Annotated in this window: 16 protein-coding genes and 2 pseudogenes; 15 read left to right on the top strand and 3 right to left on the bottom strand. The window is 35.2% G+C overall.

Annotation, left to right across the window (positions count from 1 at the left end; translation table 11 throughout):
- Positions 1-154 (top strand): annotated as a pseudogene (locus tag AC1DJR_RS06495) (acetylornithine deacetylase); the annotation flags it as partial.
- Positions 155-251: 97 nt separating this feature from the next.
- Here AC1DJR_RS06495 and AC1DJR_RS06500 read toward each other — a convergent pair.
- The gene (locus AC1DJR_RS06500; RefSeq protein ID WP_002169221.1) at positions 252-905 is read right to left on the bottom strand and encodes a helix-turn-helix domain-containing protein; all 654 of its coding nucleotides are present in this window, start codon (positions 903-905) and stop codon (positions 252-254) included.
- Positions 906-1,042: 137 nt separating this feature from the next.
- On the opposite strand from AC1DJR_RS06500, the gene ytaF reads away from it, so the two are divergent.
- Together ytaF and AC1DJR_RS06510 are read left to right on the top strand one after the other, a co-directional pair.
- Entirely contained in the window at positions 1,043-1,654 is a 612-nt protein-coding gene (gene ytaF, locus AC1DJR_RS06505; RefSeq protein WP_477002243.1) for a sporulation membrane protein YtaF, read from the top strand.
- Positions 1,655-1,769: 115 nt separating this feature from the next.
- On the top strand, positions 1,770-1,928 hold the full coding sequence (locus AC1DJR_RS06510) for a hypothetical protein (RefSeq protein WP_080743487.1): 159 nt from the start codon (positions 1,770-1,772) through the stop codon (positions 1,926-1,928).
- 22 nt (positions 1,929-1,950) lie between these two features.
- On the opposite strand, the gene AC1DJR_RS06515 is transcribed toward AC1DJR_RS06510, so the two are convergent.
- Together AC1DJR_RS06515 and glsA are read right to left on the bottom strand one after the other, a co-directional pair.
- Positions 1,951-2,292 (bottom strand): DUF3969 family protein, encoded by a 342-nt coding sequence (locus AC1DJR_RS06515; protein WP_477002244.1) that lies wholly within the window; start codon positions 2,290-2,292, stop codon positions 1,951-1,953.
- Positions 2,293-2,466: 174 nt separating this feature from the next.
- The gene (gene glsA, locus AC1DJR_RS06520) at positions 2,467-3,396 is read right to left on the bottom strand and encodes a glutaminase A (protein WP_002029606.1); all 930 of its coding nucleotides are present in this window, start codon (positions 3,394-3,396) and stop codon (positions 2,467-2,469) included.
- A gap of 324 nt (positions 3,397-3,720) precedes the next feature.
- On the opposite strand from glsA, the gene nagE reads away from it, so the two are divergent.
- The 12 genes and pseudogenes from nagE (at position 3,721) to AC1DJR_RS06580 (ending at position 17,190) form a co-directional block, all read left to right on the top strand.
- A complete protein-coding gene (gene nagE, locus AC1DJR_RS06525; RefSeq protein ID WP_477002245.1) occupies positions 3,721-5,214 on the top strand; it encodes an N-acetylglucosamine-specific PTS transporter subunit IIBC in 1,494 nt (497 codons plus the stop codon).
- Positions 5,215-5,476: 262 nt separating this feature from the next.
- Complete coding sequence (locus AC1DJR_RS06530; protein ID WP_477002246.1) at positions 5,477-6,727, top strand: serine hydrolase domain-containing protein; 1,251 nt, start codon at positions 5,477-5,479, stop codon at positions 6,725-6,727.
- Positions 6,728-6,756: 29 nt separating this feature from the next.
- Positions 6,757-7,029: an LSm family protein gene (locus AC1DJR_RS06535; protein WP_477002260.1), complete on the top strand. Its 273-nt coding sequence runs from the start codon at positions 6,757-6,759 to the stop codon at positions 7,027-7,029.
- Between the two features lie 16 nt (positions 7,030-7,045).
- Positions 7,046-7,240, top strand: a complete 195-nt coding sequence (locus AC1DJR_RS06540) for an LSm family protein (protein WP_002029614.1) — start codon at positions 7,046-7,048, stop codon at positions 7,238-7,240.
- Between the two features lie 13 nt (positions 7,241-7,253).
- Complete coding sequence (locus AC1DJR_RS06545; protein ID WP_477002261.1) at positions 7,254-8,804, top strand: glycosyltransferase family 2 protein; 1,551 nt, start codon at positions 7,254-7,256, stop codon at positions 8,802-8,804.
- The gene (locus AC1DJR_RS06550) at positions 8,791-10,035 is read left to right on the top strand and encodes a nucleotide sugar dehydrogenase (protein WP_477002247.1); all 1,245 of its coding nucleotides are present in this window, start codon (positions 8,791-8,793) and stop codon (positions 10,033-10,035) included. Before AC1DJR_RS06545 ends, AC1DJR_RS06550 begins: the two co-directional genes overlap by 14 nt.
- Positions 10,032-10,694, top strand: a pseudogene (locus tag AC1DJR_RS06555) (NAD-dependent epimerase/dehydratase family protein); the annotation flags it as partial. The gene AC1DJR_RS06550 and the pseudogene AC1DJR_RS06555, both read left to right, overlap by 4 nt.
- Positions 10,695-10,714: 20 nt before the next feature.
- Positions 10,715-12,217 (top strand): glycosyltransferase family 2 protein, encoded by a 1,503-nt coding sequence (locus AC1DJR_RS06560; RefSeq protein ID WP_477002248.1) that lies wholly within the window; start codon positions 10,715-10,717, stop codon positions 12,215-12,217.
- Positions 12,189-12,407, top strand: coding sequence for a hypothetical protein (locus tag AC1DJR_RS06565; RefSeq protein WP_477002249.1), 219 nt, complete (start codon positions 12,189-12,191; stop codon positions 12,405-12,407). The genes AC1DJR_RS06560 and AC1DJR_RS06565 overlap by 29 nt, the downstream gene beginning before the upstream one ends.
- 152 nt (positions 12,408-12,559) lie before the next feature.
- On the top strand, positions 12,560-14,809 hold the full coding sequence (gene pflB / locus AC1DJR_RS06570; RefSeq protein WP_477002250.1) for a formate C-acetyltransferase: 2,250 nt from the start codon (positions 12,560-12,562) through the stop codon (positions 14,807-14,809).
- Positions 14,810-14,880: 71 nt separating this feature from the next.
- A complete protein-coding gene (gene pflA, locus AC1DJR_RS06575) occupies positions 14,881-15,612 on the top strand; it encodes a pyruvate formate-lyase-activating protein (RefSeq protein ID WP_477002251.1) in 732 nt (243 codons plus the stop codon).
- Positions 15,613-16,023: 411 nt separating this feature from the next.
- Positions 16,024-17,190, top strand: coding sequence for a diglucosyl diacylglycerol synthase (locus AC1DJR_RS06580; RefSeq protein ID WP_002139554.1), 1,167 nt, complete (start codon positions 16,024-16,026; stop codon positions 17,188-17,190).
- Positions 17,191-17,413: the final 223 nt, after the last annotated feature.

The raw sequence follows: 17,413 nt of genomic DNA on the forward strand, positions 1-17,413 counted from the left end.
GTTTAGTGAGTTTAACATTCCAGCTGTTATTTACGGACCAGGTACATTAGAAGAAGCTCATTCAATAAATGAGAAAGTTGAAGTTGAGCAGTTAATTGAATTTACAAAAGTAATAACAGCGTTCATATATGAATKGTGTCATACAAAAAAATAGATTAGTATRTTGAAATTGTRCAGGTATGTACTTGTACGCTTTTTTAGTGAACTATTTCAGAGTTGAACATAAACAACTGAAATAGTTCTTTATTTTTCTATGTTTTTCGTTTTATTTCAATTAATTTCTCTTTAGCTAATTCAACGGCAATCGCATCATCTAAATAGCCGATTGGAAAAAGATAATCGGGGATAATGTCTGTTGATAAAATGAAATATAGTAAGGCACCCCCAATAATTGCACGCTCTTCGGTTGAAATGGTTTCTGTACAAAATTGTTGGTACATATTTGTTAATTGCTCAATGAAAGGACCAGCACTATCAATTTGTTCTATTTTACTTTTGAAACTCTCGTGAATACGTTTTTCGCCTTCAGTAGTTTGAGCATAGCGCTCGTAATTTTCAAGTTCTTGTTTTACACGAGTTGTTGTGTATTCGAAGTCGAATAGGTTAGAGGATTGTAATGTTTGTTGAATTGTATCGAGAGATGTGTACATATCTGCTTTTTCCTTATTTATGTGTGGAGAGTTAGGGTACATTTCATCAAGTAATAATTGCGGTGGAACTTGTAGACAGTTTGCGAATTTTTGTAAATGGTTTTGCTTCGGTTGTTGTTTGCCATTAATTATTCTTGAAATTGTTGCAGGATCAATATTTGTAAGTGTTCCTAGTTGACGCATAGATAGAGCGCGCTCCTTTAACAGTTTCTTTATTAATTTACCGAGCCGCTCATTTGGATTTTCATTGGGCATAATGTAGGCACTCCTTTTCTATTGTCTATCGTTGAAAAAATGTTGAGCATTTATTACAAGTATATGAAACAGACAGGCACAGTTGCTCAACATTTTCATAATATGCAACGAAAAGTGAGAAAAGGGGTGACTGTACGATGAGTACGGCAGGTTTATTTTCAATTTTTTTAATCGGGATTGCGTCTAATTTAGATAATGCAGGTGTTGGGATTGCATATGGCATTCGTAAAATTCGAATTTCGTGGCTTAACAATTTTATCATCGCATTTTTTGGATTTTTATTTACTTTACTAGCTGGATTTTTTGGGAATTGGATCGCATTATTTATTTCAGAGTTCACAGCAAACATTATTGGAGCARTCGTTTTAGGAATAATCGGGGTGTTTATTTTATGTCAGCCTTTCTTGAGTCAAAAAGATACCGTAGAATCTAAAGATAGTAGTGTACTTATGGGGGTTTTACGTAATCCAGAAAAAGCAGATTTTGATGGTTCTAAAACAATTAGTTTTTCTGAAGCAATTGTTTTAGGAGTTGCATTGTCCATAAACAATATTGCAGGTGGATTTGATGCTGGAGTAACAAATTTAAATCTTTGGCTTACGGCATGTATTTCTGGAGTTTTTAGTTTTATTTGTATTAGTGGTTTTACGTATGTTGGTAAAAGATTTTTAGCTGAATACTTAGGGAAATGGGCAACTATAATTGCAGGTGTGTTATTAATTCTTATTGGAATTGATCAATTGTTGTAAGAAGAATAGAATACAATGTTCGAGTATTTCCTTGGAAATTTGGTAAGGGATTGCATATATCGACATACTTTTCTTCATACTAATACTGATTTCTTTTAAAGAAAGGGGGATCCGTATGGGACGTGGGAAAGCATTTGATCATAAGAAAAAAGGGCATGATCATCAACCGCCTAAAGGTGCTCATATTCATAAAGATGTAAATGAGCATACATTAGAAGAGGAAGAATTACCTGTTAATATTGAAACGTATAAAAATAGTTTAAAAAAACATTAAAAGCACCTACATAGGTGCTTTTTTAACGTATATCTTCAATTAATTGTTCCGATTCTTCATGCATACTGTACTCACTTAAAACTTGAATACAAAGCCATTTCAGTTCTTCAATACTATGCTCAAGTTCTTCGGGAAGTACATGGTAAATGTCTTCAAGTCCCATTCCGAAATGAATAAGTTCTAATACTTGATCATCGATGTTCCGATCCATTAATAGTTCAAGCACTTCTAAATTGAATATGTATCGGTGAGATTCATCGAGTGAAACAACTTTTAGTTTCAAACTTTCTACAATACTCAATATAAAAAGAAGAATTGTTTTTTCGAGAACAGGTTGTTTCTCCATTTGAAATATGAGTTTCATCTTTTACACCTCCACATACAGCGCTAGGTTGTACTATATTATTCAGGAGGGGGGAGCAAATATGCATAATAAAGAGAACTTTTATTACTGTTTTTTTGAATTGTGTTGATGCCTAGTAGAACGGATTTTTTGTGAAATAAAAAATCCTGCCAATATAGCAGGATAACTTCTAAATTAAAACATACTCCAACCTTCTTGGGCAGAAAGTAATTCAAGAATTTTAAAACCAGCGATACTATTTCCGTTTGCATCTAAAGCTGGTCCGAAAATACCGATTCCCATTTCGCCTTTTACGCAGCCGAAAATGCCGCCCGCTACACCACTTTTTGCAGGGATTCCAACACGAATTGCAAATTCACCAGATTCATTATACATCCCGCAAGTAACCATAAATGTTTTACAAATTTTCGTAATATGTTTAGGGATGATCTGTTTCTTTTTATAAGGATCATATCCATCCATTGCAAAGATTAAACCAATACGTGCTAGGTCGATACAGTTAACCTCAATTGCACATTGACGCGTATATAAATCCATAAGTTCTTCAATATCGTTATCGATGATGCCATTTTGTTTCATATAGTAACAAAGWGAACGGTTTAAGTAAGCTGTTTCTAATTCAGAAGTGGCAACTTTAGAAGAATAACTAATAGTAGGATTGTCTGTTATATCACGCACAAATTGAAGAATGCGTTCCATCTTCTCCTCGTTATCATTACCAGCTAGCATACTTGTAATAGCTAATGCACCCGCATTAATCATTGGATTAAGAGGCTTGGAAGAACTTGTTGTTTCAAGCTTAATAATAGAATTAAATGGGTCACCAGTTGGTTCCATTCCAACTTTAGAAAATACATATTCTTCACCACGGTCTAAAAGGGCAAGAGCAAGTGTAATTACTTTAGAAATACTTTGAAGAGTAAATAGTGTTTGTGAGTTACCAGCATGGATATATTCTGTTTCTTTATGGAAAATGGCAATCCCTAGATCATTTGGATTTGCATTTCCTAGTTCGGGGATATAAGTAGCAAGTTTTCCTTTTTTCGTATATGGTTTTACTTGTTCTAACAACTGCTGTAAGTTGTTTGTTTCAATGCACTGCATAGTACCAACGCTCCTATTTCGAATTAACTAAGTTTACTTTTCCCGATATGCTCGGAAATAAATAATAACATGAAAAAGTGGAATGATAAAACGAAAGTTGAATGTCCTATAGTGAGTCTTCAGTTTCGATTATTCCATGTTATAAAAGGAAAATTTTCCTTTTATATAACAGTTTGGAAATAGGAGATTTATCCATAAAAAGTTCGGAAATAAAAACTACACATCTATACAACTATATGTTATTATGGTTATGTAAATAGAAAGCGTTTTCTAAGGCGTACTTATAATGATAACGATTTCATAAATTTGATAGGGGGAATTAAAATGTTGCAGTTTTTACAACGTATTGGTAAAGCGTTAATGCTTCCAATCGCAGTGCTACCAGCAGCAGGATTATTGCTTCGTTTAGGACAAGAAGATGTATTTAATATTCCTGTTATGGCACAGGCCGGTGCAGCAATTTTTGATAATTTAGCACTTATTTTTGCAATTGGTGTTGCAATAGGTTTGTCTATTGATGGTAGTGGAGCAGCAGGACTTGCTGGGGCAATTGGATATCTTGTTTTACAAAATACAACGAACGCTCTAAGTAAGGCATATTCAGCAGCAGAGCTGAATGATAAATTRAAAAGTGTYCARGATTTAGTCGGTTCAGCAGATCCAACTAAATTAGCAGATACAATGACAAAAGTTTCAAAAGCAGCGGCGTTAACGCCAAAAATAAATATGGCCATACTCGGTGGTATTATTGCTGGGGTTGTTGCTGGATTACTATACAACAAATTCCATAAGATTAAACTACCAGAATGGTTAGGATTCTTTGCTGGAAAACGTTTCGTACCAATCATTACTTCAATTGTAATGCTTCTTTTAGGATTAGTATTCGGTCAAATTTGGCCAACAATTCAAAGTGGTATTGATTCAGTAGCACACGGTATCGTAAACTTAGGTTCAGTTGGTGCTGGTTTATTCGGATTATTAAACCGTTTATTAATTCCAATCGGTTTACACCACGTAATGAATACATACTTCTGGTTTGTACTTGGTGACTTTACAAACGCAGCTGGTGATATCGTTCATGGTGATATTGCACGCTTCTTCGCAAAAGATCCATCAGCAGGTATGTTTATGACTGGTTTCTTCCCAATCATGATGTTCGGTTTACCGGCAGCATGTTTCGCAATGATTGCGGCTGCGAAACCAGAAAAACGTAAAATGGTTACAGGTATGTTAGGTGGCCTAGCATTAACTTCATTCTTAACTGGTATTACAGAACCAATTGAATTCTCATTCATGTTCTTATCTCCAGTACTATATGGTATTCATGCAGTATTAACAGGTCTTTCTTTATTCATTACAACAACACTTGGCATTCATGATGGTTTCTCATTTAGTGCCGGTGCAATCGATTACGTTTTAAACTTCGGTATTGCAACAAAACCAGTGTTACTAGCAGGAATCGGTTTAATTTACGCAGCAATTTACTTCGTAGTATTCTACTTCTTAATTAAGAAGTTCGACTTAAAAACTCCTGGTCGTGAAGATGAAGATGAGTTAGCTGAAGAGGGTGATGCACCAGTTGCAGGTTCAATTGGTGAAACTTACGTAGCAGCTTTAGGCGGAAAAGAAAACTTARCAGTTATTGATAACTGTGCAACGCGTTTACGCTTACAAGTGAAAGATGCAGGTTTAGTAAATGAACCAGCATTAAAACGCGCAGGTGCAAAAGGCGTTATGAAATTAAGTAACACAAGTGTACAAGTTATCGTAGGTACAAATGTTGAATCTGTTGCCGATGATATGAAAAAACACGTGTAAATAGTTAGATAAGAGGATATCCAAAAAGATTGATAACAACAGTCTTTTACAGGATATCCTCTTTTTTTGTTAATTTTTTAAAGGGAATCTTACTTTTATAAATTTTCTTTTTCTTTTTTGAACATATAGGTTGGTAATATGTTCGGTGYGTGATACAGTAGTGATGACATAAAATGGAGTGTCCATAATCTGCGGAAATGATTTGAAATAAGTCTTGTGTAGATGAATTAAATTATCGGTAAATAAGGGGAAAAAGGTAATCATGGATCAGGAAAAAAATACTGTTAATGGGAAAGCAAATCGGTCGATTGTATACATAAAAAGAACAATCATTCTAGCCCTACTACTGTCACTTGTATATTTCATGTATACAAAAATTGTTGCGCATAATAAAAAAGAGGAAACTTTAAAAGCAGCAGCAGAAATGAAGAAGCAAGAAGAGCTAAAAAAGATAGAAGAAGTGAAAAGGCAAGAAGCTGAAAAACAAAGAAAACAAAAAGAACAGGAAGAACAGATAAAACAGGCGCAAGTTATAGAGAAACCTGCTGAGGGACCGCCTCAAGAAATTAATGAAAACGCTCAATTGGATCAATATTTACAGAGCATGGGATTTAGTGGGACAGCTGTTATTGTGAAGAATGGGAAAGTTCTTGTGAATAAAGGATACGGCATGGCTAATAAAGAGAAGCAAGTGCCGAATAATTCAGAGACGACCTTTTATATTGGTTCTATTTCAAAAGCATTTGTGGCGACTGCTATTATGCAACTCAAAGATCAAAATAAGTTACAAGTAGAGGATACAGTTGCAAAGTATATTCCAGACTTTCCTCAAGGTAATAGCATTCAGTTAAAACATCTATTAACACATACATCAGGCATTCCGGAATATGAGCAGGGAAAAGAGGATATTTCTCGTGAAGAACTGATAAAGCGGATAGGAAATCAAAAGCGTATCGGGATTCCAGGAGAGAAATGGAAGTATTCCGATTCGAACTACTCYATACTTGCTTACATTGCTGAGAAGGTAAGTGGACAGTCGCTCGAAGAATATATAAAACAACATATTTTTGCGACTGCGGGTATGAAACAATCTGGTTTCGGTACAGCGTTGGAACAAACAAGATTCCCATCAACGGGTTATAAAATAGTGAATAACAATATGACAACACCTAATATTCCAAGCATGTCACAACTATATGGTTGTGGTGATATATATACGAGCGCGCATGATTTATATTTATTTAATGAAGCACTCTTTTCTGGAAAATTAATTTCAAAAGAGAGTTATAATCAAATGTTTACAGCCGTGAAAAAGGATTATGGATTTGGCTGGTATGTAGATCCAGGAAGCTATTCAAATCACGGTGTAATGCCAGGTTGGAATTGCTTAAATGGTTTTAGTAAAAATGGTAGTGTATATGTGGTTTTATTATCTAACATTCAAAATAACATTGAATCATTTGGTAAAGTGAATAACGACATTTATACGATGTTGCGGAATATTGAAGTGTAAGAGGCTTTTCACAAAACTTTGCGAGATTTATTCAAAGAAATTCTAAGCAAGCTACGGAAGAGTTTATAGAATCAAGTCAATTTCAATCTATTATTTGTAACATTTTAAAAGAATGCAATACATCACCTTTTAAGGAAATTGCAAAGCAATATTTAGGTAAAAACGTAGAAATTACTGTGACAGTTGGACAATTAACAGGTGTTATTGTAGCAGTTGGTGACGATTTCTTAACGCTGCAAGAAGGAATAGGAACTGAAGTTTTATTACCATTTACAAGTATTATATCAATGAAAGAAGTGTAAGAAAGGAGACTTATATATGTTATTTACTGATGAATTGCGTAACCATGTTGGTGAATTAGTGCAAGTTGTGACAGCTGTTGAAATTGTTGCAGGTATTCTTTTATCTGTTACGGACGGGGCAGTAAGTGTTCGTACATCTCCTTCTTATGGACCACCTGAAGATGTACTTGTGCGTATTCCTATTATTGCTTATGTTCGCTTGGAAGGATAAGAGTGATACAAGTATGAGAATATCAGTTGTTATTCCAGCGCATAATGAAGCAAGTACTTTATCACAAGTTTTAGTAGAAGTGGAGAAGCTGAAGCCGTATGAAATTATTGTAGTAGATAATGGATCGACAGATGGAACGAATGAAGTCGCATTACAGCATAGTTGCCATGTAATTTATTATAAACATTCTCTTGGTAATGATGTAGGAAGGGCAATTGGAGCTAGAGAAGCAAAAGGTGAAATTGTATTGTTTTTAGATGGTGACATCGTTATTGAGAGTAAAGAGCTACAACGTTTCGTGAAAGGAGTTCAGCAAGGGCATCAAATTGTTGTGAATAATTTAACATGGTCTGTTTATTTAAAGATGAGACCACACTATACGACAGTTGGAAAATTCATGTTGAATCGTTATTTGAATAAAAAAGAGCTTGTTGTTGGTTCTTTAATCGCAATTCCACATGCGATGAATCGGGATGTTATTGAGAATCTTGGGTGGTGGAATTTAGCAGATCCAGCACTATTTCAAGCGATGGCGATGTCTAGAGGAGTAGATATTGCCGATATGGCTTCGGTCGATGTAATTCACACGAATAAGGTTCGTCCTGTGCATACGGGTACATCACCTGGTTCTCCTTATCCGAAGGCGACTAGTCGTATTATGGGTGATCATTTGTGTGCTTTGCAATACGTAATCGAAACATATGGTAAACGTGGCGGTTTTTCGGAGGGAAACAGGGATAGAGAGTTTATAGGGAAGTATAAACCAGTTTTATTACAAAAGGAAAAAGCGAAATACAGTGCTATTATACCCGTATCAGAAGAAAAAATGACTATAAGATCTGTCATACAGGAAGTGAAAAAGGCAGGTGTAGATGAAATTATAGTTGTTGCGAATGGAGCAGATGCCGAGACAATTAAACAAGCAAAGCTAGAGAATGTTATTGTAGTTGAATTCGCGAAGGCACTTGGACATAATGTAGCACGAGCGATAGGGGCTATGCATGCTACGGCAGATATTTGTTTATTTGTTGATGGTGATTTTGCTATTCCGGCAAAAAAGCTAATTCCATTTTTGCATGCTATTGAAGACGGAAATGATGTGGCGTTAAATGATTTGCAATGTTTGTTAGATATGTTTCACCCGGCAGATCCAATTAGTATGGGGAAATATTTCGTGAATTTGGTAGCGAAACGACCAGATTTATGGAACAACTCATTAACGGCAGTGCCACATGCTATGCATAAAAAGGTAATAGAGAAAATTGGATATGATTCCCTTATCATTCCACCACTAGCTCAAATGAAAGCTATTTTAGAAGAATGCTCTATTACAGCAGTGGAATTTGTAGATGTTATAAAAACAAATCGAGTACGTCCAGAGCAACATGGGTTTGTAAATGGAAGAATTCCTGCATTTGATCGTATTTTCGGAGATCAGCTTGAGGCGATTGCTTATTTATTACAACATACGAATGGGCGCGGGAGTTTTACAGACGGAGAAAGGGATAGAGATATAATACTACAATTGAGAAGGGAAGAAGAGAATATAGATGRATGCYAGTAGTAAARTAACYATTATTGGATTAGGRTATGTYGGCCTTCCTTTRGCGGTCCTTTTTGCAGAAAGAGGACATGCTGTACTTGGATTAGATAAAGATACTAGRAARATAGAATCAATAATAAAAGGAGAAAGTTATATTCCTGATGTTTCTTCTAACGTATTACAAAATTTATTGAACGAGAGAAAATTAATAGTAAATACACCAGATAAAGGTGTTGTGGAGTTSCAAAATAGTGAGTATGTTATTGTGACTGTGCCAACGCCAATTAATGAGAATAAAGAACCCGATTTAAGTGCACTCGTTTCAGCCTCCCATTATATACAACAACACCTTCAAGAAGGACAAACCTTCATTTTTGAAAGCTCCACATATCCAGGTACACTGGAGGAAGTTATCATTCCTATTATTTCTCAAACAGGTAAAAAGGTAGGAGAAGATTATTATATTGGGTATTCTCCAGAGCGAATTGATCCAGCGAATAGCCAGTATTCAGTTGAAACAATTCCAAAAGTTATTAGTGGACAAACCGAGCAGTGTAAACAAAAAGTACAGGATTTGTATAGCACTATATTTGATGTAGTCGTTCCAGTTAGCTCTCCGAAAGTGGCCGAGATGTGTAAGTTATTTGAAAATATTCAGCGCTTAGTTAATATTTCATTAGTAAATGAGTTAAATATACTTTGTGAAAGTTTGAATATTAATTTTTATGAGGTGCTTGAAGCGGCATCTACAAAACCGTTTGGATTTACTCCGTATTGGCCAGGACCAGGAATAGGAGGACACTGTATTCCGGTAGATCCTTTATATTTTCAATGGAGAATAAGAAAGGCTGGAGCAATTAGTCAATTAATTGAGGCAGCACATGTAATTAATGAAGAAATGCCAGCGAAAATAATCGGGAAAGTAAAAGGTGTGGTGCAATCACCCGCAACGGTTTTAATAGTAGGGATTGCATATAAGAAAGATGTAAATGATTTGAGAGAATCACCGGCGTTGCCAATTATTCAATTATTAATAAAAGAAGGATACAAGATAGAATATCATGATCCGTATATTTCTACAGCGAAAATTGGAGATACACTATATCACTCTGTTCCATTAGATGAACAAAGAATTAAACAAGCAGATTGTATTTTAATTGTAACGGATCACTCTAGTATCGATTGGAATCTTTTTAAAGGGATTGAGCGATTAATAGATACACGTGGAATCGTAAAGAAGGTGAGTGTATGAGTGAAAAATGTTTAATTACAGGTGGAGCAGGATTTATTGGTTCGCATTTAGCTGAAGAGTTGGTGAAAAGAGGTTATGAAGTTACTATTGTGGATAACTTCTATAAAGGAAAAAATAAATATCATAATGAGTTAATGAAAGAGCTCCGGGTTATTCCAATAAGCGTTTTAGATAAAAATTCAATTTATGAATTAGTGAATCAACATGATGTGGTGTTTCATTTAGCTGCAATTTTGGGAGTCAAAACTACAATGGAAAAAAGTGTAGAGCTTATTGAAACAAATTTCGATGGAACGAGAAATATTTTACAAGCAGCGTTAAAAGGGAAGAAGAAAGTAGTATTTGCATCTACTTCTGAAGTATATGGAAAGGGAGAGCCGCCATTCTCTGAAGAAGGAGATCGTTTATACGGTGCAACTTCCAAAATACGTTGGAGTTATGCAATTTGTAAAACGTTAGAGGAAACATTATGTTTAGGGTACGCATTAGAAGGTTTACCTGTAACGATTGTTCGTTATTTTAATATTTATGGTCCAAGAGCGAAAGATGGTCCGTACGCAGGAGTAATTCCACGATTTATTCGTGCGGCTTTGCAAGGTGACGATATTCTCGTGTATGGAGATGGAAAGCAGACACGCTGCTTTACGTATGTAAGTGATGTATTCCCGTATGTAATGAAGTGGATACGATTTCAGATGTGGTTCAATCGGTAAAACCATTGAATCCAGTAGAGATTATTGTAGTAGCAAATGGTTGTAATGATGGTACAGAAGCGATTGCTGAGAGCTTAGGATGTACAGTAATCCAGCATAAAGAGTCACTTGGTAACGACGTTGGACGCGCAGTTGGTGCAAAACATGCGATAGGTGATGTATTACTGTTTGTAGATGGAGATTTTGCTATTCAAACTTCAAAATTACAATTATTCCTTAATCCGATTTTACATGATCAGGCGGACATCGTTTTAAATAATTTGGACGCATTATTTTTAAAGAAACAAAAACCGCACTCCGTGACAGTATGGCGCCAAATATTAAATGCAATGTTAGAGCGTGAAGAATTAAAAATTGATTCTTTATTATCTGTACCTCATGCGCTGACGAAGGAAGTTGTGCAAAGTATTGGAGACGAATGTTTTGTTAATCCTATTGTGGCTCATCTACGCCTAGCACAAAGTAAATGGAGAATTAGTCGTCATTGTGCAATTGACGTTATTACGCCAAATAAATTTCGTCCATTCGAGCATGCTGCATATGGCACGGATCTTTCTCAATCTGAAAAACGAATGATAGGTGATCATATAGAAGCTGTAGCAGAGCGGATATTAGGCAGCGATGGGCGCGGAGGATATTATGATGGAAATAGGAAAAGAGAGTGTGTCTATCATACTCTAAATTTTGAAGATTTTTATCAAGGATGGGGCATTACATCTAATTTGTATAAAGGAGAGCAATTATCGGTAATTATTCCTGTGCAAAATGAAGAGAAAACAATTGGAAACGTTATAGAAGAGCTTCGCAAAATTGAACCTTTTGAAATCATCGTTGTTGTAAATGGTTCGTCCGATAAAACGGCAACAATTGCAAAAGACAAGGGAGCAACAACAATTGTGTATAAAGAAGCACTTGGAAACGATGTGGGGCGTTCGCTTGGAACTTATTTTGCAAAAGGAGAAATTGTTTTATTTATAGACGGTGATTTTGTTATTCCAGCTAGTGAGCTATATCCCTTTGCAAAAGCTATTGCAGATGGAACGGATGTCGCATTAAATGATTTAAATCATTATTTAGATTTGAGAGTACCACTTCATCTTGTAACAGCATTTAAATATGCATTAAATTTAGCTTGTGATAGAAAAGATTTAGGAGTAGGCTCTCTTATTGCTGTACCTAATGCGTTTAGTCGTACTTGTTTGAAGGAAATAGGGTATAAATCATTATTGTCACCTTGTGTAGCACAAGTGAAAGCTRTWCTTTCAGGWTTYGAAATCGCWTGTGTAAGTCGTGTYGAKGTTGATAAGATGAACCGTATTCGTCCCAGTGAACATTTYGCAAAAATAGGTCATCCTCCAGCTGTCCTTCGAATTATWGGTGATCATATAGAAGGRTTAGAGCAATTAATTGCATTAACAAACAGTCGTGGTGGATTTTACGATGGAAATAGAAAAAGAGATGTTTTATAGTGGTAACAAAAAAAGTGTACAACGTATGTACACTTTTTTGCTCTGTTATAAAAACTATAACAGATTAGGAGATAAGAGTATTACAGCTCTACAATGGGTATCGTTCTTATATTGCAAAATAGGACTCGTATATAAGAATACTAAAAAAATACAATTAAAGAAAGGGTTAATTMTAAAGAGTTTTATATGARGTTAACACTATGTATRYAGTRGTTTGCTCAAYRTTTCACAAACATGTCACAACTATTTCGTYCACTTTCGAAAAAAAGTAGTATTCTAAGTGTGTAAGCTGTTATATAAAAAATCTTAGTCCTGTACTAATCAAAAATGGAGGAGATTAGGATGACTCAAGTATTAGAAAATGTAAAAAACGCGTGGGAAAACTTTAAAGGTGAAAAATGGAAAGCAGAGATTGATGTTCGCGATTTCATTTTAAATAATGTAAACGTTTACGAGGGAGAAGACTCTTTCTTAGTGGAAGCAACTGAAGAAACGAAAAAACTTTGGGATCAAGTAATGGATTTAACAACAAAGGAACGTGAAAACGGTGGCGTTCTTGATATGGATACAAAAATTGTTTCTTCTATTACATCACATGAACCGGGATATTTAAATAAAGATATTGAAAAAGTGGTCGGTTTCCAAACTGATAAACCATTTAAACGTTCTTTACAACCATATGGTGGTATTCGTATGGCGGAACAAGCTTGTGAAGCGTATGGATATGAAATGGATAAAGAACTTAGCAAGATTTTCAGAGACTGGCGTAAAACTCATAATCAAGGTGTATTTGATGCATACACACCAGAAATGAAAGCGGCTCGTAAATCAGGTGTTATTACTGGCCTTCCAGATGCATATGGACGTGGACGTATTATCGGTGACTATCGCCGCGTAGCACTATATGGTATAGATCATTTAATTGAAGCGAAAAAAGCTGATTATAATTTAACTGGCGGTGTAATGAGCGAAGATACAATGCGTTTACGCGAAGAATTATCTGAGCAAATGCGTGCACTTCAAGAGTTAAAACAGATGGCTGCTTCTCATGGATTCGATATTTCTAAGCCAGCTACAAATGCACAAGAGGCTTTCCAATGGTTATACTTTGCTTATCTTGCAGCAATTAAAGAGCAAAACGGGGCAGCAATGAGCCTTGGACGTACCTCTACATTCTTAGATGTTTACATTGAAAGAGATTTAGCAAATGGTACTTTAACAGAAGAAGAAGCACAAGAAATTGTTGACCATTTCATTATGAAATTACGTCTTGTGAAATTTGCAAGAACACCTGATTATAATGAACTATTCTCTGGAGATCCAACTTGGGTAACTGAATCTATCGGTGGTATGGCGTTAGACGGTCGTCCGTTAGTAACAAAAAACTCATTCCGTTTCTTGCATACATTAGATAATTTAGGACCAGCACCAGAACCAAACTTAACAGTTCTTTGGTCTAAACAATTACCAGAGAACTTTAAAAACTACTGTGCGAAAATGTCTATTAAAACATCAGCAATTCAATACGAAAATGATGACATTATGCGTCCTGACTACGGTGATGACTACGGTATTGCTTGTTGTGTATCAGCAATGAGAATCGGTAAACAAATGCAGTTCTTCGGAGCACGTGCAAACTTAGCGAAAGCATTACTATATGCGGTTAACGGTGGTAAAGATGAAAAGTCAAAAGCACAAGTTGGTCCTGAATACGCACCAATTACTTCTGAAGTATTAGATTATGAAGAAGTTATGCGTAAATTCGATATGACAATGGAATGGTTAGCTGGTCTATACTTAAATACATTAAATGTAATTCACTATATGCACGATAAATATAGCTATGAACGTATTGAAATGGCACTTCATGATACAAATGTTCTTCGTACAATGGCAACAGGTATCGCTGGATTATCTGTAGTAGCAGATTCTTTAAGTGCAATTAAATATGCACAAGTAAAACCAATTCRTGATGAAAATGGTATTGCAGTTGATTTCGAAATTGAGGGAGATTTCCCTAAATACGGTAACAATGATGATCGTGTAGATGAAATTGCAGTAAATCTTGTGAAAACATTTATGAACAAGCTTCGCAAGCATAAAACATACCGTAATTCTGTTCATACAATGTCAATCTTAACAATCACATCTAACGTTGTATACGGTAAGAAAACTGGTAACACTCCAGATGGACGTCGTACTGGAGAACCATTTGCACCGGGCGCAAACCCAATGCATGGCCGTGATACAAAAGGTGCATTAGCATCATTATTATCTGTAGCTAAATTACCATATGAAGATGCACAAGATGGTATTTCAAATACATTCTCTATTATTCCAAAAGCACTTGGTAAAGAAGATGATGTACAAGTACGCAACTTAGTATCTATGCTTGATGGATATGCAATAAAAGAAGGACACCACTTAAATATTAACGTATTTAACCGTGAAACATTAATGGATGCAATGGAGCATCCTGAAAAATATCCACAATTAACAATTCGTGTATCTGGTTACGCTGTTAACTTTATTAAATTAACTCGTGAACAACAAATTGATGTAATAAACCGTACAATGCATGAAAGCATGTAAGGGAAAAAAGTATCCCTCCGCTTTTAATATATAGCGGAGGGAGGCTGTTTCAATAAAGGAGGAAGAGTAACATGGTAAAAGGAAGAATACATTCTGTAGAGTCTTGTGGTACTGTTGATGGCCCAGGGATTCGTTATGTCATATTTACACAAGGGTGTTTATTACGTTGTCAATATTGTCATAATGCTGATACATGGGAAATCGGTAAAGGTAAAGAAATAACAGTTGAAGAAGTGATGCAGGATGTGACATGTTACCTTCCATTTATTGAAGCTTCTGGAGGCGGTATAACAGTTAGCGGTGGAGAGCCACTATTACAGCTAGACTTCTTAATTGAGTTGTTTAAAAAGTGCAAAGAAGCTGGTATCCATACAACAATCGATTCTTCTGGCGGTTGTTATTCTGAAGAACCAGAATTCCAAAATAAGCTAGATATTTTAATGGAGTATACAGATTTAGTTTTATTGGATTTGAAGCATATTGATTCAAAGAAACATCGTAAATTAACAGGGAAACCAAATGAACACATTTTACAATTTGCTCGTTATTTATCGGATAGAAAGAAACCAATTTGGGTAAGACATGTATTGGTTCCCGGTGTTACCGATGGTGAAGAAGATTTGCAAAAATTATCAAACTTAATTCAAAGTCTATCTAATGTTAAGAAAGTGGAAGTGCTGCCATATCATAAGCTCGGTGTTTATAAATGGGAGGCACTTGGACACAAGTATCCACTTGCGGATGTGAATCCACCGACAGAAGAAAATGTTGAACATGCAAAACATATTTTACAAGCAGTCTAACCTAAACATTTGGTTAGGCTTTTTGTTTCTTCATAATAAAATCTAGAGTATATATTTAGAAAAGAGTATACTGAAAAGGGAATATCCATATTTTTGTAAAGAATAAGCGGAGAAATTTACATAATTGTAAAGGGAAATCAAAATAGTAAAAAGAATTAAGAAGTAAAAGAGTGAGTATTATGGAATATAGAACATTTGTAAGTTATTGCGAAAGCTCTTATAGGAAAGTATAATGTAAAGATATGAGCACAGATAGGATTAAGGGGTCAATCTTATATGCTTTGCATATCCACGACAGATACATAGCTAACAGGAAAGTATTAGAATCCGAGTATGTAGTTTTTAAGGAAAATGTTTTTCCTATTGTCGTATATGCAATATGGAGAAACAAAAAGCTAGGAGTGGATTTGTTTGATAAAAAACCCCAAGGTTTTAATATTAACTGCACATTACGGTAACGGTCATGTGCAAGTGGCAAAAACATTAGAACAAACATTTCGCCAAAAAGGAATCGAAGATGTAATTGTATGCGACTTGTTTGGAGAATCACATCCAGTTATAACCGATATTACAAAATATTTATATTTAAAAAGCTATACGGTAGGAAAAGAATTATATCGTTTGTTTTATTATGGTGTAGAGAAAATTTAYGATAAAAAAATAGCATCTTGGTATGCGAATTTTGGGAGAAAGCGTTTGAAGACGCTATTACAGGTGGAGAAACCGGATATTGTTATTAATACCTTTCCAATCATCGCTGTACCAGAATTGAAAAAGCAAATAGGTATTTCTATTCCTGTTTATAACGTATTAACGGATTTTTGCGTGCATAAAATATGGATCCATCGAGAAGTAGATCGTTATTTTGTAGCAACCGATCATGTGAAAAAAGTGATGGTTGATATCGGTGTACCTGCAGAACAAATTGTTGAAACAGGGATTCCGATTCGTAGCAGTTTTGAGCTAAAGATAAATCCAGCAATTATATATAATAAATATCAGTTATGTAAGGATAAAAAGATGTTACTAATTGTAGCAGGTGCTCATGGTGTGCTAGGGAGTGTAAAAGAGCTATGCCAGTCATTTATGTCAGTACCAAACTTACAAGTAGTTGTCGTTTGTGGGAAAAACGAAGCTTTAAAGCAGGATTTAATGGAACTACAGGAACAAAGTTCTGATGCTTTAAAAGTATTTGGTTATGTTGAAAACATTGATGAATTGTTCCGTGTTACTTCTTGTATGATTACGAAGCCAGGTGGTATTACATTAAGCGAAGCAGCAGCATTACAAGTACCTGTCATTTTATATAAACCTGTCCCAGGACAAGAGAATGAAAATGCGTTGTATTTTGAAAAAAAAGGRGCTGCAGTTGTAATTCGTGATGATAGTGAAGTTTTTGCAAAAACAGAGGCGTTATTACAAGATGATATGAAGCTTCTTCAGATGAAAGAAGCAATGAAAAGTATTTATCGTCCTGAGCCAGCTGGTCATATTGTGGATACAATTTTGGCAGAAAATCATGCAGAGCCGAATCATATACCTATTAAATCACCAGTTCTTGCCGAATCTTTTACTTAATATGAAACCCTCTTTTAAGCATTTAAAGAGGGTTTTTTTATTGTTGTAAAAAAAATAAACGTGAATTATTAACTTATCCCGCAAAAGCCCGATTGGTGAGGGCTAATAATCAGGGGGGATAAACAAAACTCCCACTGATTAAAGTTTCACTTTATCCACAAGGGATTACGCTTTCATTAGACAGTAAAATCGGAATATTAACAGCTATATCCACATAATCCAC

The sequence above is a fragment of the Bacillus sp. 05T31 genome (assembly GCF_056396725.1).

Bases quoted from the DNA above. Each gene is read 5' to 3' on its own strand.
- AC1DJR_RS06500 (WP_002169221.1), bottom strand. From the start codon at position 905: ATGCCCAATGAAAATCCAAATGAGCGGCTCGGTAAATTAATAAAGAAA.
- AC1DJR_RS06510 (WP_080743487.1), top strand. From the start codon at position 1,770: ATGGGACGTGGGAAAGCATTTGATCATAAGAAAAAAGGGCATGATCAT.
- AC1DJR_RS06515 (WP_477002244.1), bottom strand. From the start codon at position 2,292: ATGAAACTCATATTTCAAATGGAGAAACAACCTGTTCTCGAAAAAACA.
- AC1DJR_RS06540 (WP_002029614.1), top strand. From the start codon at position 7,046: ATGTTATTTACTGATGAATTGCGTAACCATGTTGGTGAATTAGTGCAA.
- pflA (WP_477002251.1), top strand. From the start codon at position 14,881: ATGGTAAAAGGAAGAATACATTCTGTAGAGTCTTGTGGTACTGTTGAT.